This is a genomic window from Variovorax sp. LG9.2, assembly GCF_035018885.1.
Classification (GTDB): domain Bacteria; phylum Pseudomonadota; class Gammaproteobacteria; order Burkholderiales; family Burkholderiaceae_C; genus Variovorax.
Genome location: NZ_JASJXB010000014.1, coordinates 122,836 through 140,482 on the forward strand (window position 1 = coordinate 122,836; position 17,647 = coordinate 140,482).

Below are 17,647 nucleotides of genomic sequence, written 5' to 3' on the forward strand. Positions count from 1 at the left end.
CGCACCATGCTGGCCGAATCCATCGCTCACGAAGTACCTGTCGACTCGCTTCCGGGCGACATCGTGCTCGGCCGTGTACATGCACGTCGCTTGCGCGATGTGTACCGATCTTCCGGCTGGCCGTGTTGCGATGCGATCGAGGTCGATCTGCTCGCTGCGGGTTTGCTGGAGCGCGTGCGGTCGGCGCTGGGGCATGAAACATTGCGCGTCACCGACCGCGGCATCGCGCACATCGCCGCATCGCTCGTCGTCAACCGCGCGGCGTTGTCGGCACACGAGGCACTGGTCGAGCGTGTGGCGCGCGAGATGACGCGCGCTGGCCGCATCGCCTGGCGCAACCTGAGTTTGCGTGCACGGCTGGCGGGCACCAACGAAGGCGACCCGCATCGCTGGTGCATCGCGCGGCCCGATGTTTTTTCGATCCGCAATACCAGCGTCGAGGCGTATGCCCAGCCGATCGTTCACGAAATCAAGGTGCGCCGCTCCGACCTTCTGTCGGACCTGAAGAAGCCCGACAAGCGCGCGGCCTACCTCGACCTGGGTGGCGAGTGCTGGTACGTTTTGGGCTGCGACGCGCGCGGGCGGCCGATCGGTTCTGCCGACGAAATCCCTGTCGAATGCGGCGTGCTGATGCTTGAAAACGATCGGCTCGTGGTGGCGCGTGCAGTGGTGCATCGCTCGCAGGCCCGCATGCCGTTCGCAGTCTGGATGGCGCTGGCCAAGGCGCAGCCGGTTCCGGGCTTCGAAGAAGATCTTCAGGTTCCGCTGACCGACTGCGCAACGCTGCCTTCGGTCCGTTGACCAGGGCCTGTTGCTTGCATGGCGCTCCTGTCCGACTCCCTCCCTGCTGACGTGGCGGCGCTCGACCTCACGGTGTCCGTCAAGTCGCTGTGCGCCTTCGCCGCCAAGGCCGGCGATCTCGACTTGCGCTTCGCGCCCGCGCCCAGCGCGCAGGAAGGCATCGCCGGCCATCACCTCGTTCAATCACGGCGCGGGCCGGGGTTCCAGGGCGAGGTTTCGCTGTCTTCTAGCTTCGGCGGCCTGCGGGTGCGGGGTCGTGCCGATGGCTTCGATGCCGAGCTGGGCCGTGTCGAAGAGATCAAGACGTTTCGCGGGGAGTTCGACGCGATCAAGGGCAATCACCGCGCGTTGCATTGGGCCCAGGCCCGCACCTATGCCGCAATGCTGTGCGAGAAGCACGCGCTGGCCCACATCACGGTCGCGCTGGTCTACCTCGACATCCATAGCGGCGACGAAACCGTGCTTGAAGAACAGCGCACGCGCGCCGATCTGCAAGTTGAATTCGAGGCGCTTTGCAGTCGCTTCATGGCATGGGCGTGGCAGGAGTCTTTGCATCGCGCTGCGCTGGCGCGTGACCTGTCGTCTCTCGCGTTTCCGCACGCCGGCTTTCGACCCGGTCAGCGCGAACTGGCAGAAGGCGTCTACCGCGCTGCCGCGGCCGAGCGTTGCCTGATCGCGCAAGCACCGACCGGTATCGGCAAGACGATTGCCACGCTCTTTCCGTTGCTGAAAGGCTGGACCGCGCATCGCACCGACAAGCTGTTCTTCCTGACCGCGAAGACCTCCGGCCGTGCCGTGGCGCTCGACTCGCTGCGCGTGCTGCGCAAAGACTGCCCCACGTTGCGGGTGCTCGAACTCGCCGCGCGAGAGAAGGTCTGCGAGTACCCGGGCCGCGCATGCAACGGCGACGCGTGCCCCTTGGCCACCGGCTTCTACGACCGCTTGCCGGCAGCGCGCAGCGAGGCGGTAGGGCAGTCATTGCTGAACCGCGAAACGGTGCGCAACGTCGCGTCGGCGCACCGCGTGTGCCCGTACTTTCTGGCGCAGGAACTGGTGCGGTGGAGCGATGTCGTGGTCGCCGACTACAACTACTACTTCGACGGCAGTGCGTTCCTGTACGCGCTCATGATCGACGAAGAGTGGCGCGCCGCGGTCCTGGTCGACGAGGCACATAACCTGATAGAGCGGGCGCGCAGCATGTACTCGTCCGAGCTCGACAGCGCCTCGCTCGCCGTTGCGCTGCGCGTAGCACCGCGTCACATCAAGCAGGCGCTCGACAAGCTGGAGCGCGAGTGGGATTCGCTGCAGCTGGCGCAGCGCGGCGCGACGCCAACCGCCTTCACGCCGTACGCCATCCGCGACCAGATTCCAGAACGCCTGCATCGCGCGCTACAGGAAGCCATCGGCGCCATGTCCGACCACTTCGCGGATCACCCGGCCGAGGCCAACGGCCCGATGCAGCCGTTCTTCTTTGACATGCTTCGCTTCGTACGTCTGTCTGATGAGTTCGGCGAGCACTCGGTACTTGAAAGCACGATCGATGCACATCCTGACGGCCCCTGCGGTTTCGCGATCCGCAACCTGATACCGGCGTATTTCCTGAAGCCGCGCTTCGAACGTGCGCTGTCTGTCGCGTGCTTTTCCGGAACGATCGCGCCTTTCGCGTTCTATCGTGATGCACTCGGCATGCCGCAAGGCACCGCACATCTCGATGTCGGCTCGCCGTTTCAAACGCACCAGCTCACGGTGCGCGTGGCAATGCAGATCTCGACGCGCTACCGTGACCGCGATCGATCGCTGGAGCGGCTGACGAAGATCATCGCGGCGCAGTACCAGCAACGACCCGGTAACTACCTGGCTTTCTTCAGCAGCTTCGACTACCTGGACAGTGCGTGCGATGCGATGGCCGCGCGCTATCCCGACGTCCCTATTTGGGCGCAGTCGCGTGGCATGCGGGAGTCTGAACGTGAAGCCTTCGTCGCGCGCTTTGTCGCGGGCGGGCAAGGCATCGGCTTTGCTGTGCTGGGAGGTGCTTTCGGTGAAGGAATCGACCTGCCCGGCGAGCGTCTGGTCGGCGCCTTCATTGCGAGTCTTGGACTGCCGCAGCACAACGAATTGAACGACGTGATGCGCGAGCGGATGCAGGAGCGCTTCGGGCAGGGCTATGAATACACGTACCTCTATCCCGGCCTGCGCAAGGTCGTGCAGGCGGCGGGCCGCGTGATTCGCACCGAGCAGGATGCGGGCGTGTTGTATCTGCTCGACGATCGGTTCGCGCTGCCCGAGGTGCAGCGCCTGTTGCCGCCGTGGTGGCGCATCGAGCTCCGCTGACCGCGAGCGATCAATGAAGCCCTGCTTCGCGCAACGCGACGGCGCTTCGTTCAGCTCACGCCGAGATGCGTTCGCACTTCTTCTGCGGATGTGCCGACTTCGGCCACTGCAAGACGCAGCGCCTCCTCGGTTACCCCGAGCCGCTGGGTCCATTGCTCGACCGCAGCGATCTGGGTCACATCGACCGCCTGGCCGGGATTTGTCGGCACGACGATGTCATCGGACTGAGTCATGGTTTGCTCCTTCGTTTGCATGGACGCAATCTTCAGTCGCGCGATGCAGCCCCCAGGACAGACGCGTGCCACGGACCGTGCAGGAAAACGCCCTCACATCCCAAAAGATTGCTTCAGGCGTTGACCCGCGTAGTCCTGCGCTTCCTTGGCCTTTTGTACTACTGCGGCCATGGCCGGTGCGCCGGCGTGCCGACTAGCGGTAGCCCGCTTCGTTGGGGTTGTGGATGATCCAGATCAGATAGCCACTAGAGAAATCGCCCATGCCGCCGCCGGCAAAAATCAGCCGGCCCTGACCTTTGTAGGTCATTTCGAAGCGATGACGGTCGGCGCCGAAATAGAACGGAATCCAGGCCTTGCCGGTCATGTAGGCGCCCTGGTCGGTCGGCGGGCCAGCGAGGTCCGTGACCTGTCGCAAGGGCATTCCGATCTGGAGCTTGGTGAACTTGCTGCCGGGTGCCGGGTTGCCGGTGATTTCGCCTTCGTAGTCGTTCAAGCCCTTGACCGTGCGACCGCTGCCGGCCTCGACCTTGGACGAGTCCGTCACGTTGCCCTTGGCATCGATGCCGGGCTTGGCGCCTCCAGCGTAGGGCGCAGGCGCTGCGGCCGCAGCAGCAGGCGCTGGCGCGGCCGCAATCGGCGCGGCGACTGCAGCGACTTCAGGCGCGCAGCGGTCGAGGTCGACGATCTTCTGTTTGCTTCGGGGCAGATAGCGGTAGTCGCGGACCTTGGCGGTGACGGCGCCGCCCGTGTAGCCGGGCGCGACCGATCGGCACACGAAAAAGGTCTGGTCGGTGCTGTCGACCGCATACGCGCCTGCAGGCACGTTGTGCCCGGTGGCTTTGGCAAGGTCGACGCTGACCGACTTGCCGACCAGGTCCTGCTTCACCTGCTTGCCGGTGCCTTCACCGATGAGGTCCGACAGCGCTGCGTATTCAATGCCTTCGCGCACTGGCTTCACCGGCGCCGCGCGGGCGGGCGCTGGTGCAGCTGCAGCCTGCGCAGTCGATGCAGGCGCGTTGGCAGGTGCCGGCGAGCGCGTGCCGCAACCTGCGCAGAGCGCCAGGATGGCGGCGGCCACGGTCATCGCCGACATGGATGAAGTGGTCGAAGCGTTCGGAGTGGTCAAGGGGGCAAGAGGCCGGGTCGTCGGAGTCACAGTCATTCCTTTTGAGCTATCGAGCTGCGCATTTTGCCGATGTTGTCGCACGCCAAACGAGTTCCTGCCAAGTTGTCCGGTGCACCAAACCAAGGATTCACGCGCCAGAACAGCGCATGCCTTCGGCATTCAGAAGACTCATCGCGCAAAAAGGCCGGCATGGATGTTGCGTGATGTCCATCAGTGTTCCGACGGCACCGTCGCCGCGGCCAACACATTGCCTCCGCCAATGACGGCGGGATCCGAACGAACTGAGAGCATCGATGCTCGACTGTTCGTCTGTTCCAACCCGATTTGCATCCGCATCCAGCGAGCGGGGGCCGTGTCGACTCTGTAATGACAGCGTCGGCCACCGCTCCCTTTCACCGGACCGGCTGCGTGCAGGACACGACATGAAAATCGCAGTGATTGGCCACGGCATGGTGGGCCACAAATTTCTCGAACAGCTCCATGCGCTCGGTATCGCCGATGCACAGGTCACGGTGCTGTGCGAGGAGCCGCGCCCGGCCTACGACCGGGTTCATCTCTCTGAATTTTTTGCCGGCAAGACGGCTGAAGACCTGTCGCTGGTCGAGCCGGGCTTCTTCGAGCGCACCGGCTTCACCTTGCGACTGGCGGCTCGCGCAGTGGCCATCGAGCGCCGCGACAACACCGTCACCACCGCCGACGGCGAGGTGGTGCACTACGACAAGCTGGTGCTGGCCACGGGGTCGTCACCCTTCGTGCCACCGGTGCCCGGCCGCGACCGCCCCAACTGTTTTGTCTATCGCACCATCGAAGACCTGGAAGCGATGAAGGAATGTGGCGCCCGCTCAAAGACCGGCGTGGTCGTGGGCGGCGGCTTGCTGGGACTCGAATGCGCCAAGGCGCTGCGCGACATGGGCCTGGAAACGCACGTCGTCGAATTTGCGCCGCGCCTGATGGCGGTGCAGGTCGACGAGGGCGGTGGCCGCGCGTTGCGCAACAGCATCGAGGCGCTCGGCCTGCACGTGCACACCGGCCGCAACACGGTCGAGATCGTCGACGGCGCGACCGCACGGCACCGCATGGTGTTCGCCGACGGCACCTATCTGGAGACCGACATGATCGTGTTCTCCGCAGGCATTCGTCCGCGCGACGAATTGGCGCGGCAGAGCGTGCTGGCGATCGGCGCGCGGGGCGGCATCGCGGTCGACACCCATTGCCGCACCAGCGACCGCAACGTCTACGCCATCGGCGAATGCGCGGCGTGGAACGACCAGACCTTCGGCCTGGTGGCACCGGGCTACGACATGGCGCGCGTGGCCGCCAAGCACATCGCGGGGCAGGACGACGCCGCCTTTACCGGCGCCGACATGAGCACCAAGCTCAAGCTGATGGGCGTGGACGTGGCGAGCATCGGCGACGCCCACGGCAAGACGCCCAAGTCGCGCGCCTACCAGTACATCAACGAGCACAAGCAGATCTACAAGAAGATCGTGGTCAGCGAAGACGGCAAGCAACTGCTGGGCGCGGTGCTGGTCGGCGATGCCGCCGAGTACGGCACCCTGCTGCAACTCGCGCTCAACGGCATCACGTTGCCGGCCGATCCGGAGTTCTTGATCCTCCCGTCGAGCGACGGCAAGGCCAGGCCCGGGCTCGGCGTGGAGGCGCTGCCCGACAGCGCGCAGATCTGCTCGTGCAACGACGTCAGCAAGGGTCAGATCTGCGCGGCGGTGGGCGAGGGCGTCTGCACCGCCGCCGGCATGAAGGCCTGCACCAAGGCTGGCGCTTCTTGCGGCGGCTGCGTGCCGCTGGTCACGCAGGTCATGAAGATGGAGATGGCAAAGCGCGGCATGGCGGTCAACAACCACCTGTGCGAGCACTTTGCTTATTCGCGCCAGGAGCTGTATCACCTGGTGCGCGTCGGCGAGATCAAGACCTTCGCCGATCTGCTGGACCAACACGGCAAGGGCCTGGGTTGCGATATCTGCAAGCCGACCGCAGCCAGCATCCTGGCATCTTGCTGGAACGACTTCGTACTCAAGAAAGACTTGGCAAGCCTGCAGGACAGCAACGATTATTTCCTGGGCAACATCCAGAAAGACGGCAGCTATTCGGTGGTGCCGCGCATGCCCGGCGGCGAGGTCACGGCCGACGGCCTGATCGCCGTCGGCCAGGTCGCAAAGAAGTACGGCCTTTACACCAAGATCACGGGCGGCCAGCGCGTGGATTTGTTCGGTGCGCGCGTCGAACAGCTGCCGCCGATCTGGGAAGAACTGATCGCGGCCGGCTTCGAGTCAGGCCATGCTTATGGCAAGTCGTTGCGCACGGTGAAGAGCTGCGTCGGCTCGACCTGGTGCCGCTACGGCGTGGACGACAGCATGGGCATGGCGATCGAACTGGAGAACCGCTACAAGGGTCTGCGCACGCCGCACAAGATCAAGTTCGGCGTGTCGGGTTGCACCCGCGAATGCGCCGAAGCACAGAGCAAGGACGTCGGCATCATCGCCACCGAAAAGGGCTGGAACCTCTATGTGTGCGGCAACGGCGGCATGAAGCCGCGCCATGCGGAGTTGATCGCGTCCGACCTGAGCAAGGCCGAGCTGGTCAGGCTAGTCGACCGCTTTTTGATGTTCTACGTGCACACCGCCGATCGGCTGCAGCGCACCAGCACCTGGCGCGACAACCTTGAAGGTGGGCTTGACTACCTGAAGGACGTGCTCATTCAGGACACGCTGGGGCTCGGCGCCCAACTCGAAGCCGAGATGCAGCACGTGGTCGACACCTACCAGTGCGAGTGGAAGACGGCCGTCAACGACCCGGCCACGCGCCAGCGCTTTCGCTCCTTCGTCAACAGCGACAAGAAGGACGAGCACATCGTGTTCGTGGAAGAGCGCGGCCAGATCCGGCCGGCCCGTGCCGAAGAGCGCAAAGCGGAGGCCGAAACCTCTGCCGCCAACTCCACCGCCACCGCCTGAACATCCGAGGACATCTCACCATGACCACTAAAACTTTCCACTGGACTGCCGTGTGCGCGGCCACCGACATCCTGCCCGACACCGGCGTGTGCGCGCTGGTCGACGGCGTGCATGTCGCGATCTTCCACATCGGCGCAGAGCAGCAGTTCTTCGCTATCGACAACGTCGACCCCAAGTCGCGGGCCAGCGTGCTGTCGCGCGGGCTGGTGGGCAGCCTGGGCGATCGCATCGTCGTCGCGTCGCCGCTCTACAAGAACCACTTCGACCTGCGCAACGGCGAATGCATCGAATCCCCGGAGTACTCGGTGCGCGCGCATGCGGTGCGTGTCGAACAGGGGCGCGTGCAAGTCGCATTGGCCTGAGCGCATCGCCCGCCCGATCTCTTCTCGTTATTTTCTTTCTCTCTGCTTCAAGGAATCCCATGGCCTATCTAGCCCCCGCCGAGTTCGTGACCAAGATGGTCGATGCCGGTGAATCCAAGCTGCTGATGTCGACGCGCGACACGCTGATTCGCTCCTACATGGCCGGTGCCATCCTGGCGCTGGCAGCGGCCTTCGCGGTCAGCATCACCGTCAACACCGGCAACGCGCTGGTCGGCGCGATGCTGTTTCCGGTCGGCTTCATCATGCTGTACCTGATGGGCTTCGACCTGCTGACCGGTGTGTTCACGCTGGCACCCTTGGCCGTGCTCGATAAGCGCCCCGGTGCCACGTGGGCCGGCGTGCTGCGCAACTGGGGTCTGGTGTTCGTCGGCAACTTTGCCGGCGCGCTGACGGTCGCGGTGTTCATGGCGATCATCTTCACCTTCGGCTTCAGCGAGGCGCCCAACGTCATCGGCGCCAAGCTCGGCGGCATCGGTGAGGCCCGCACGCTGGGGTATGCCGCACACGGCGCCTCCGGCATGCTGACGCTGTTCATCCGCGGCGTGATGTGCAACTGGATGGTGTCGACCGGCGTCGTCGCCGCCATGATGTCGACCACCGTGTCGGGCAAGGCCATCGGCATGTGGATGCCGGTCATGATCTTCTTCTACATGGGCTTCGAGCACTCGGTCGTGAACATGTTCCTGTTCCCCACCGGCCTGATGCTGGGTGGCAAGTTCACGCTGCTGGACTACCTGATCTGGAACGAGATCCCGACGGTGCTGGGCAACCTGGTCGGCGGACTGACCTTTGTCGGCCTGACGCTCTACGCTACCCACTACAAGACCGCACCCAAGCGCGTCTTGCGCTGAAGCCTCGCTTGCGCAAAACATTGCGGGTCACGCTCGGTCAGCATTCGCTGGCCGGTACCAAGTCAGTCAACCAGGACTTTCATGGCGCGATGCTGCCGGAGGGCTCACTGCGAACGTCCAAAGGCATCGCGGTGGCGATGGCCGACGGCATCGGCTCCAGCCGCGTCAGCCAGGTCGCGAGCGCGGCGGCGGTGCGCGGCTTTCTCGACGACTACTACGCGACCTCCGATGCCTGGTCGGTGCGCCGCTCGGCCCAACGCGTACTGAGCGCCACCAACTCGTGGCTGCACGCGCAGACGATGCGCAGCGACGCCCGCTTCGACAAGGACAGCGGCTATGTCTGCACTTTCAGCGCGCTCATCTTCAAGGGCCGCGACGTGCACATGCTGCACGTTGGCGACGCACGCATCTATCGGCTGCATCCGCACGCGCTGGAGCAACTCACCGAGGACCATCGCGTCCACCTGTCGTCGGTCGAGTCGTACCTGGGGCGGGCACTGGGCGCCGACTCGAACGTCGACATCGACTACAGCGACTGGGCCGCCGAGGTCGGCGAGATCTACTTGCTGGCGACCGATGGCGCCTATGCCCATCTGGACGCGGAAGCCGTGCACGACGCGCTCGCCCGATGCGGCGACGACTTCGACGAAGCGGCTCGGCTGCTGGCGACTGCAGCAAGGGACAAGGGCAGCGACGACGATGCCACCGTGCAGCTGTTGCGCATCGACGAACTCCCGGCCGCCGACGCCGCGCAGCTGCAGTCGCAGCGGCAGGCCCTTGCCATATCGCCGCCGCTGGCACCCCGGGCACGCTTCGAAGGCTTTACGCTCGTGCGCGAACTCCAGGTGAGTGCGCGCAGCCATGTGCACCTTGCCGTGGACGACGCCACCGGGCAGCAAGTGGTGCTCAAGCTGCCTTCTGTCGACATGCGCGAAGACACCGACTACCTCGACCGCTTCGTGCTCGAAGAGTGGGTGGCGCGGCGCGTCGACAGCCCGCATGTGCTGAAGGCGAGCACCATCGACCGGCCGCGCGACCATCTGTATGTCGCGATGGAATACGTCGAAGGCCAGACGCTGGCGCAGTGGATGGTCGACCACCCGAAGCCGAGCCTGGACAGCGTGCGTGGCCTCATCGAGCAACTGGCGCTGGGGCTGCAGGCGCTGCATGGCCGGGAGATGCTGCACCAGGACCTTCGCCCGGAGAACGTGATGATCGACCGCACCGGCACGGTCAAGATCATCGACCTCGCTTCGGCCCACGTGGCGGGCCTGGCCGAGAGCGCCGGCGCGCGCGATGCACTCGCCATCGTCGGAACCTTGCAGTACACGGCGCCCGAGTATTTCGTCGGGCATGGCGGCAGCGTTCGCTCCGATCTATTTTCCCTGGCCGTTATCGCCTACCAGATGCTCACGGGGCAACTGCCGTACGGCCTGCACGCATCGCGGGTTCGTTCACCTGCCGACGTCGCTCGGTTGCGCTACCTGCCGGTGCGCCACTTTCGGCCCGACCTGCCCGCATGGATCGATGCCGTGATGCAAAAGGCACTGCACCCCAGCCCTGCGAAGAGGCAAGAGGCTGTATCCGAATTCGCACACGACCTTCGCGCGCCCGGACAGGAGTTTTTGCAGACGCGAACCTTGCCGCTCATCGAAAGACACCCGGTGCGGTTCTGGCAATGCACCACCGGGCTGCTGGTTGTTATCGTTGTCGTTTTGCTGGGCCTGCGCGTTTTGGGGCACTGAGCGTTTTTCGATAAGGACTCACGATGTCGACAGCGACCACCACGATGCCATCTGCTCCTCCTTCGGTTTCCGTGCCACAGCGTTTCCTGGAGCGCGTGCAAGACCTGCTGGCCGACGGGCAACGAAAAATACTGGGCCTCGTCGGACCACCGGGTGCCGGCAAGTCCACGCTGGCCGTCGCGTTGCAACGCGAGTTCGCAGCGCTGTCGCAAGTGGTGCCGATGGATGGTTTCCACCTGGCCAACGTCGAACTGCAGCGCCTCGGCCGCGCCAACAGAAAAGGCGCGCCCGACACCTTCGACACCAGCGGCTACGTGAGCCTGCTGAAGCGATTGCGCCAGCAAGGCGGCAGTGAAAGCAACGGCGAAGATCGGGGTGAGATCGTCTATGCGCCGGAGTTTCGCCGCGACCTCGAAGAGCCGATCGCCGGGGCCATCGCGGTTCATACCAAAACGCAACTGGTCATCACCGAAGGCAACTACCTGCTGCATGACGAAGGCGCCTGGGCCAGCATCGCGGGGCTGCTCGACGAAGTCTGGTTCGTCGATGTCGACGACGGGCTGCGAAACGATCGACTCGTGCAGCGACACCAGCAGTTCGGCCGCAGCCAGGAAGCGGCACTCGCCTGGGTTGCCGGCACCGACGAACCCAATGCGCGCCTGGTCGCCGCCACGAAGACGCGCGCCGATGTCTTATTCAGCTGGGGCGAATGACCGCAGCTTGCCGACCGAACTCAGGTCGACGTCTTGTCGAGCTTGAGAAACAGATCGCGATCCGGCGCAAAGTTGGCGTGCAGCGGCAGCAACGCGCCGCCCAGCGCGCGCGCATCTGATCCGGTGGTGCCGGGTAGCACCTCGGGGCATTCGACGCCCTCCCAGTTGTAGCGATGCTTCGCCTTGTCGATGGCGTCGAGCATGGCGGCCAGCATGTCGCGGCTGAACGAACCATCGACGATCACGCCTTCCAGGTCGAGCAGGCACGCCGCGCCGTGGATCGCAAAGACGATCGCGTGGGCCGCTTCGTCGAGCCACTGCTGCGTGATGGCGCGCCATGGCGCTTGCAGTGCGCGGTCGTCGGCGACAGCGGATGGGTCGAGCCGGGCGGCCTCGTACAGGCGCTCCAGCGTGATGAGAGACGCCACACTCAGCAACTGCGGTGGCGCGGCTGTGTCGCCCGGCCCCGCACGGTTCAGCGCCAGTGAACCCACCGCCCCTGCGTTGCCGTTGAGCCCGCCCTGCAGATGGCTGTCGATGACCAGTCCGCCGCCGATAAAGGTGTCCACGAAGACGTAGACGAAGCTGCGCACGCTCCGGCCGCGGCCCGCCACCAGCTCGGCGACACATGCTGCCGCCGTGTCCTTGACGAAAGTCACCGGCAGCCCCGAAAGCTCCGCGACCTTGGCGCGCACGTCGGTACGGTTCCAGGCCAGGGCGCGCTTTGCATCGACGCCCATCAGCGCCTGCCAGCCGCCGAGCGACAACGGCGCCGCGATGCCGATGCCCTGCAATCGCTCCAGCCCGGACGCACCGAGCAGCGCACGAAACTCCGCCAGCCGCAAGTCGATTTCTTCGAACACCGCCTCCGGGGTCGGATAGTCGTAGGCCAGGCTGCGACGCGCACGCACCGCGCCGGTGAAGTCGACCAGCAGCATGTCGAGGCTGCGCCGCCCGAGCTTGATACCGATGGAAAACGCGCCGTCCGGATTCAGTGCCAGCGGCACCGACGGCTGCCCGACCTTGCCGCGCAGCAAGGCGCCGCGCAGCAGCAGTCCGTCTTCGATCAAGCGCTTGGTGATGAGCGAAATGGTCTGCGGCGTGAGTTGCGTGAGGCGTGCCAGCGCCGCGCCGGGGAGGGCGCCGTGGTTGCGGATCGCCTGCAGGACTACGCGCTCGTTGTATTGCCGCAGCCCGCCCTGGCTCGACCCGCGAGGGCGCAGCCGGCTGGCCTCTTGTGCGAGCTCACCCGCCCCGTTCACGCGAGGCATTCGGCCGGCAACTGCTCGGGCGGCAACGCGCCTGTCATCACTGCCACCGTGTCGCTCATGCTGATCTTCTTCGGGTTGAGCACCGCGCCGCGCTTGCCCAGTCGCGCCACATGGATGCGATCGGCGATCTCGAAAACGTGCGGCATGTTGTGACTGATGAGCACCACCGGCAGCCCCTTGTCGCGCACCCGGCGGATCAGCTCCAGCACCATGTTGCCCTCCTTGACGCCGAGCGCCGCGGTCGGCTCGTCGAGGATGACGACGTGATGCGCGAACGCGGCGGCGCGCGCCACCGCCACGCATTGCCGCTGCCCACCCGACAACGTTTCGACCGCCTGCGTCATCGAGCGGATGCCGACTTTCAGGTCGTTCATGCGCATCACGCTTTCTTCAAGCATTCGCTTCTTGTCGAGCATGCGCAGCACGTTGCCGGCAAAGCCCGGGCGGCGGATTTCTCGGCCGAGAAACAGGTTCTCGGCTATCGTCATCGCGGGTGCGACGGCCAGGTCTTGGTACACCGTTTCGATGCCGACACGGCGCGCGTCGATCGGCCCCTTGAAGTGGATCACCTTGCCGTCCAGGATGATCTCGCCTTCGTCCGGCACGGTGGCGCCGGAGAGGCACTTGATCAGCGACGACTTGCCCGCGCCGTTGTCGCCGATGACAGCCAGGATCTCGCCGGCACGCAGCTCGAAGTCGGCGCCGTCGAGTGCAACGACTTGCCCATAGCGCTTTATCAGGCCCTTGGCCTGCATCACAACACGCGGGAGAGTGCTCGCGTCCATCAACGTGCTCCTTTGCGCGATAGCTGGTCCACCGTCACCGCGACGATCACCAGGATGCCGGTGATCAGCACCTGATAGACGGAAGACACGCCCATCAACGTCAACCCGTTGCGCAGCACGCCGACCACGATCGCGCCGACCAGCGAGCCAAGAATCATGCCCCGGCCGCCGAACAAACTGGTGCCGCCGAGCACCACCGCAGTGATGGCGTCGAGGTTTTCCGTCTGCCCCGCGTTTGGGTCGCCGACGCCAGTGCGCGCAACCGACAGCAGCGACGCGATGCCGTAGAAGACACCGGCCAACACATACACGCCGAGCAGCACGCGCTCCGGTGGAATGCCCACCAGCCGTGTCGCCTCCGGGTTGTTGCCCACCGCGTAGATGTGTCGGCCGCTGGCGGTTTCGCGCAGCCAGAACCACACGCCGAGGTACAGCAGGATCATCAGCACCGTGCCGTAGGCGATGTTGGTGCCGCCCAGTGCGAAAGTGCTGCCGAGCCAATTCATCATCGGCGGCACCTCGGTCACCGTCTGCGCGCCGGAATAGAGCTGCGTGATGGCAAAGGCGATGTTGAAAGTGCCCAGCGTCACGATGAAAGGTGGCAGCTTGATGCGCGTCACGAGCAGGCCGTTGAGCAACCCGAAGGCGGCCGTCACGCCAATGCCCGCCAGGATCGCCAGCGGTGCCGGCAAGCCCAGGTCGGCCGCCAGCTTGGTCATCACGATGCTGCCCAGCGCCATGATCATTCCGCACGACAGGTCGATGCCCGCGGTAAGGATGATCAGCGTCTGGCCGATGGCGATGACGCCGACGACCGTCACCTGCTGCAGGATCAGCGAGAAGTTCTCGCCGCTGAAGAAGCGATCGGTCGTGGTGCCGAAAGCAATGCACGCGATCAGCAGTGCGATGAACGGGCCGAGCTGCCCGATGGGGGGCAGTTTCCCCTTCACTTACTTCTTGCCCCAGCAGAGATCGGTGCCGACCTTCACGTCCTTGCTGTCGACGCCGGTCACCGGCTTGGCTGAGATCAGCGTCACGCCGGTATCGGTATAGCCGCTGGCCTTCTTGCCGGTGGTGGCGTAGTCGATGCCGGCGGCGACGCCCATCGCGGCCATCTTCAGCGGGTACTGCTGCGAGGTCGCGGCGATCTTGCCGGCAGAGACGTCCTTGATGCCGTCGCAACCGCCGTCGACCGAGACGATCATCACGCCTTTTTCTTTGCCGGCCTTCTGCAGCGCGTTGTACGCACCGGCCGCGGCGGGCTCGTTGATGGTGTAGACCAGGTTGATGTCGGGGTTCTTCTGCAGGCAGTTTTCCATGGCCGTCTGGCCCTTGGCGCGGTCACCGAAGCTGTCGGCCATGCACACCACTTCAGCCGGCTTGGCCAGTTCGTTGATCTTGGCGTCGAAGCTCTTCAGGCCAAAGCCCTGCAAAAAGCCGTTGTGGCGTTGCGCGCCGACCGGGTGGCCCGGCAGCAGATCGAGCGTGGCGATCTTCACCGGCTTGCCCGCCATGGCCGCCTTGGCGTACTGACCGATCAGGACACCGGCCTGGTAGTTATCGGTCGCGAAGAGGGCGTCGGTGGCGCTGGCCGGATCGGTCGGGCTGTCGAGCGCGATCACCATCACGCCCTTGTCTTGCGCCTTCTTGATGGCGGGAATGATCGCCTTCGAATCGTTGGGCGTGATGAGGATGGTCTTGGCGCCTGCGGCAATCATGTTTTCCATCGCAGCCACCTGGCCCGCGTTGTCGCCGTCGGCCTTGCCGGCGCCCGACAGCAACTTGGCGCCCTTGGCCTTGGCCTCCGCAGTGGCGCCTTCTTTCATCTTCACGAAGAAGGGGTTGGTCTCGGTCTTGGTGACCAGGCCGATGATCGGCTCGGCTGCATGGGCGGGCGCCCAGGCGGCGAGGGCGGCAGAGGTCAGGGCGGCGGCGAGGGTCAGCTTGATCATGGGTTTGTCTCCAGTTTTGGTCGAAAAGTATTGGCGAGGCACGCCAGAGTTTCGGGACTTGGAGTTAATAAATCAAGTGGATTGATTAATGGAAAACCCGGAGATCGAGAGGCGATCGACAAACGGTCCTTGTCAGCAGAAGCGGTGCACTGGAGAGGCGGGGGATCGAGCGGATGTCAGCGGTTGCTGAGGGCTCTTAAGGTGCGCGTGATGCGCCTGTGATGGAGCGGGCGAAGAGAATCGAACCCTAAGAACCCGTTGATTTATAAGCTAAATCTGGCCTGCATTCACCGGAAAGTGACACAGTGTCCAGATCATGCCACGCCACACTTTTTTAAGCAACGGCGCCGTTAGAAGGCAAGGTCGTTCACCTCGACGGTGATATTGCTCGCAAAGTCATAACTTCGATCAGCAGTCACTACGCGAATCATGATTTTCCCTTGGACGGTGTATGTATTTTTCAGTTCTGCCACGCCATATGTTATTGCCAATGTCTTGCGACCGACGACCGTAAGTTGACACCACCCCTTCGGGTTGATGCGACGCATTGGGGAAACAAAGGAGTGCCGCTCAGCAAACAATGCATTGTCTGATGCGGTTTTTGGGCTGGTGTTGCCTGATTGGGAGAACTCCCAGCCGTTACCCGTGTACAAGTTGATTGACTCGATTTCGCCAAAGGCTTGATCTAGCGTATTGTGAATGTCGATTACCAGTCGAACAGTTGCGTCTGCCGTCCACCGAGTTAGTTTTAGGTCCCCGGGGGCAGGCGAACATTTAACGCTCAAGCCACTCGTCTTGGCCGTGGCAACTTGCTCGGCGGCCCATACTAGATTTGGCTCCAGCAAAGTTCGCAGATGAACGATTGAATTCCCGTAAACAATATGACGGTGCTGCTTCAGGTCAAACGGAATATCAGCCGCGTTCTGGGTCATCAGAATGCAAAGCTTGTTACGAGCATGTGCATAGCCGACTTCATAAAAAACATTTGAATTTTGGCCCGTCATGTCAGCCACGATGATGTCGGCTGCAACTATCTGCTGGTAAATGCGCTCCAACATCGGCTCCGAATACATCTGCTCGTCAACACGTTCCGCTCTCAACCCAACCTGTTCGGCGGTCTGTTTAATTCCTAGACGATAGATGTCCTCGAAATCTTTGTGAAAAGGCATGAGCACAAAAACAAAAGGCGGCGTGTCAAGCATGCAATCTCCTCACTCCAAGTTGTTATCGGCTTGATTGTCTTCGCTCACTGTCTTCGTCAGCAATCTTCTTTCCGTGTACCGAAGGGCAGCCAGCCAGGTGCACTGGTTGCATTCGATGCTTTGCCCGCGTGCTTGTCCCGAAGGGCCTCAAGGGTCCCCAAGTATTCCCGCTGCTCACTGTCCAACGGCTGCGGCATCTCAGGGTCGGGCTGGGTCTTCAGGCGTCTCCGGAGGGCTGCTTTCTGGTTCTCCACGATCAGCGCTTTGATCGGATCACGGTAGGGGCCGCGCAGCCGGTTGAACTGTCGTTTGCTTTCTGCCATTCGTAGGCGCCGCCCGGTCTCGGTAGCGTCCTGTTGCTGCTTGATTGCAAGCCATTCCGGTGAGTAGAAGTAGGCGGCGTTTCGCTTGTTCGCTTTCACCAGAGCGCGGCGCTTGCGTACTGCCGCGTTCACGCCGTCTCGTCGGGCCATGAGGTCTGCCGTGCTGCTACGGTTTCGACATGAGCGGCAAGCGATGGTGAAGCGGCTCAAGTTCCACGGGTATCGCTTCGTCTCATAGAAGTTCGTGGCGTCCAGGGTCAGCACCCGTCCGCAGTGCTTGCAGAGCCGGTGCGTGGGCAGCATGTCGGGGTGTGGCCGGTTCAATCGCCGATCAGCGTGTAGTGGTGTGGGTTCGTGGCGTGGCATGGGTCGATGTTGTGTGGCAACGCCGGTGGCGCTGGGGATTCATAGGGTGCGATGGGAGCGCGCGGCGGTCGTCGGGGTGCCGAGTGGGCTGTGCAGGTCCTCGGGAGACCTCGGGACGCTGAGGCAACGTTATGCGTTGAACGCATAACCCAAGGAGGCTGAGGGGCGCACGAGTGCGCACGGTTGCGCTGGCAAGCCCAGCGGTCCAAGTTCGATGCGCAGTGCTCGCCGGCCGGCTTCTCGGCCCGCTGCTGGGGTCGCCAGCCCTCAACAGCCCGTTCAAGGGTCCAGAGCCCCCGGTGGTGACCTCAGGCCACCCAGGGCATACCCATATGAATCAACGACTTAGCGTTGCTCAGGGCTGCTCTGGTGGTGCTGGTGGCACGGTGGAACTGGTCGGCTGTGTCACATAGTGGGTAGCCCATGGTTCCCCTAGTCCGCTGGCTGTGGCCCATTCCCACTGGGGAACAGGTCGGCCATGGTGCTGGGTGTGGGGGATACCGTGGGGACTAGTTGGGTCTGGCTGGGTGGAGGCATGGATTCCACGGGCCTGGGGTGGGTGTGGTGGTCGCTGGGTTCGCTGGGAACCCGTGGTG

15 protein-coding genes are annotated in these 17,647 nt (G+C 64.0%); 7 read left to right on the forward strand and 8 right to left on the reverse strand.

The features are described from left to right. The first annotated feature begins 6 nt into the window (after positions 1-6). Positions 7-801: a hypothetical protein gene (locus tag QN413_RS15930; protein WP_323497575.1), complete on the forward strand. Its 795-nt coding sequence runs from the start codon at positions 7-9 to the stop codon at positions 799-801. Between the two features lie 18 nt (positions 802-819). After that, the gene (locus QN413_RS15935; protein ID WP_323497556.1) at positions 820-3,132 is read left to right on the forward strand and encodes an ATP-dependent DNA helicase; all 2,313 of its coding nucleotides are present in this window, start codon (positions 820-822) and stop codon (positions 3,130-3,132) included. A gap of 50 nt (positions 3,133-3,182) precedes the next feature. Here QN413_RS15935 and QN413_RS15940 read toward each other — a convergent pair whose 3' ends face one another. Together QN413_RS15940 and QN413_RS15945 are read right to left on the reverse strand one after the other, a co-directional pair. Beyond that, positions 3,183-3,365 carry a DUF3606 domain-containing protein gene (locus QN413_RS15940; protein ID WP_323497557.1) on the reverse strand — a complete coding sequence of 61 codons (183 nt, stop codon included), beginning with the start codon at positions 3,363-3,365 and terminating at the stop codon, positions 3,183-3,185. 193 nt (positions 3,366-3,558) lie between these two features. After that, positions 3,559-4,491 carry a hypothetical protein gene (locus QN413_RS15945; protein ID WP_323497558.1) on the reverse strand — a complete coding sequence of 311 codons (933 nt, stop codon included), beginning with the start codon at positions 4,489-4,491 and terminating at the stop codon, positions 3,559-3,561. Positions 4,492-4,913: 422 nt separating this feature from the next. On the opposite strand from QN413_RS15945, the gene nirB reads away from it, so the two are divergent. Genes nirB through QN413_RS15970 form a run of 5 tightly spaced genes read left to right on the forward strand, consistent with a single transcriptional unit; the run spans position 4,914 to position 11,152 of the window. Further along, positions 4,914-7,460, forward strand: coding sequence for a nitrite reductase large subunit NirB (gene nirB / locus QN413_RS15950; RefSeq protein WP_323497559.1), 2,547 nt, complete (start codon positions 4,914-4,916; stop codon positions 7,458-7,460). Positions 7,461-7,480: 20 nt separating this feature from the next. Beyond that, positions 7,481-7,822, forward strand: coding sequence for a nitrite reductase small subunit NirD (nirD, locus tag QN413_RS15955; protein ID WP_323497560.1), 342 nt, complete (start codon positions 7,481-7,483; stop codon positions 7,820-7,822). Positions 7,823-7,881: 59 nt separating this feature from the next. Continuing rightward, positions 7,882-8,694, forward strand: a complete 813-nt coding sequence (locus QN413_RS15960; RefSeq protein WP_323497561.1) for a formate/nitrite transporter family protein — start codon at positions 7,882-7,884, stop codon at positions 8,692-8,694. An 8-nt stretch (positions 8,695-8,702) separates the two neighbouring features. Then, positions 8,703-10,439 (forward strand): protein kinase domain-containing protein, encoded by a 1,737-nt coding sequence (locus tag QN413_RS15965; protein ID WP_323497562.1) that lies wholly within the window; start codon positions 8,703-8,705, stop codon positions 10,437-10,439. Positions 10,440-10,462: 23 nt separating this feature from the next. Further along, positions 10,463-11,152 (forward strand): nucleoside/nucleotide kinase family protein, encoded by a 690-nt coding sequence (locus QN413_RS15970; protein WP_323497563.1) that lies wholly within the window; start codon positions 10,463-10,465, stop codon positions 11,150-11,152. 20 nt (positions 11,153-11,172) lie between these two features. Here QN413_RS15970 and QN413_RS15975 read toward each other — a convergent pair whose 3' ends face one another. The 6 genes from QN413_RS15975 to QN413_RS16000 all read right to left on the reverse strand — a co-directional run bounded on the left by QN413_RS15975 (position 11,173) and on the right by QN413_RS16000 (position 16,988). Then, a complete protein-coding gene (locus QN413_RS15975; RefSeq protein ID WP_323497564.1) occupies positions 11,173-12,414 on the reverse strand; it encodes an ROK family protein in 1,242 nt (413 codons plus the stop codon). Next, entirely contained in the window at positions 12,411-13,208 is a 798-nt protein-coding gene (locus QN413_RS15980) for an ATP-binding cassette domain-containing protein (RefSeq protein ID WP_323497565.1), read from the reverse strand. Before QN413_RS15980 ends, QN413_RS15975 begins: the two co-directional genes overlap by 4 nt. After that, positions 13,208-14,158 (reverse strand): ABC transporter permease, encoded by a 951-nt coding sequence (locus QN413_RS15985; RefSeq protein WP_187051617.1) that lies wholly within the window; start codon positions 14,156-14,158, stop codon positions 13,208-13,210. The genes QN413_RS15980 and QN413_RS15985 overlap by 1 nt, the downstream gene beginning before the upstream one ends. Next, positions 14,159-15,160: a sugar ABC transporter substrate-binding protein gene (locus QN413_RS15990; RefSeq protein ID WP_323497566.1), complete on the reverse strand. Its 1,002-nt coding sequence runs from the start codon at positions 15,158-15,160 to the stop codon at positions 14,159-14,161. A gap of 350 nt (positions 15,161-15,510) precedes the next feature. Then, positions 15,511-16,362, reverse strand: coding sequence for a hypothetical protein (locus QN413_RS15995; RefSeq protein ID WP_323497567.1), 852 nt, complete (start codon positions 16,360-16,362; stop codon positions 15,511-15,513). A gap of 56 nt (positions 16,363-16,418) precedes the next feature. Next, positions 16,419-16,988 carry a hypothetical protein gene (locus QN413_RS16000; RefSeq protein ID WP_323497568.1) on the reverse strand — a complete coding sequence of 190 codons (570 nt, stop codon included), beginning with the start codon at positions 16,986-16,988 and terminating at the stop codon, positions 16,419-16,421. Positions 16,989-17,647: the final 659 nt, after the last annotated feature.

What these genes read in the sequence shown, in the direction of transcription:
- QN413_RS15990 (WP_323497566.1), bottom strand. Translation starts at nt 15,160, where the DNA reads ATGATCAAGCTGACCCTCGCCGCCGCCCTGACCTCTGCCGCCCTCGCC.
- QN413_RS15960 (WP_323497561.1), top strand. Translation starts at nt 7,882, where the DNA reads ATGGCCTATCTAGCCCCCGCCGAGTTCGTGACCAAGATGGTCGATGCC.
- nirB (WP_323497559.1), top strand. Translation starts at nt 4,914, where the DNA reads ATGAAAATCGCAGTGATTGGCCACGGCATGGTGGGCCACAAATTTCTC.
- QN413_RS15940 (WP_323497557.1), bottom strand. Translation starts at nt 3,365, where the DNA reads ATGACTCAGTCCGATGACATCGTCGTGCCGACAAATCCCGGCCAGGCG.
- QN413_RS15970 (WP_323497563.1), top strand. Translation starts at nt 10,463, where the DNA reads ATGTCGACAGCGACCACCACGATGCCATCTGCTCCTCCTTCGGTTTCC.
- QN413_RS16000 (WP_323497568.1), bottom strand. Translation starts at nt 16,988, where the DNA reads ATGCTGCCCACGCACCGGCTCTGCAAGCACTGCGGACGGGTGCTGACC.
- QN413_RS15995 (WP_323497567.1), bottom strand. Translation starts at nt 16,362, where the DNA reads ATGCTTGACACGCCGCCTTTTGTTTTTGTGCTCATGCCTTTTCACAAA.
- nirD (WP_323497560.1), top strand. Translation starts at nt 7,481, where the DNA reads ATGACCACTAAAACTTTCCACTGGACTGCCGTGTGCGCGGCCACCGAC.
- QN413_RS15930 (WP_323497575.1), top strand. Translation starts at nt 7, where the DNA reads ATGCTGGCCGAATCCATCGCTCACGAAGTACCTGTCGACTCGCTTCCG.
- QN413_RS15935 (WP_323497556.1), top strand. Translation starts at nt 820, where the DNA reads ATGGCGCTCCTGTCCGACTCCCTCCCTGCTGACGTGGCGGCGCTCGAC.
- QN413_RS15980 (WP_323497565.1), bottom strand. Translation starts at nt 13,208, where the DNA reads ATGGACGCGAGCACTCTCCCGCGTGTTGTGATGCAGGCCAAGGGCCTG.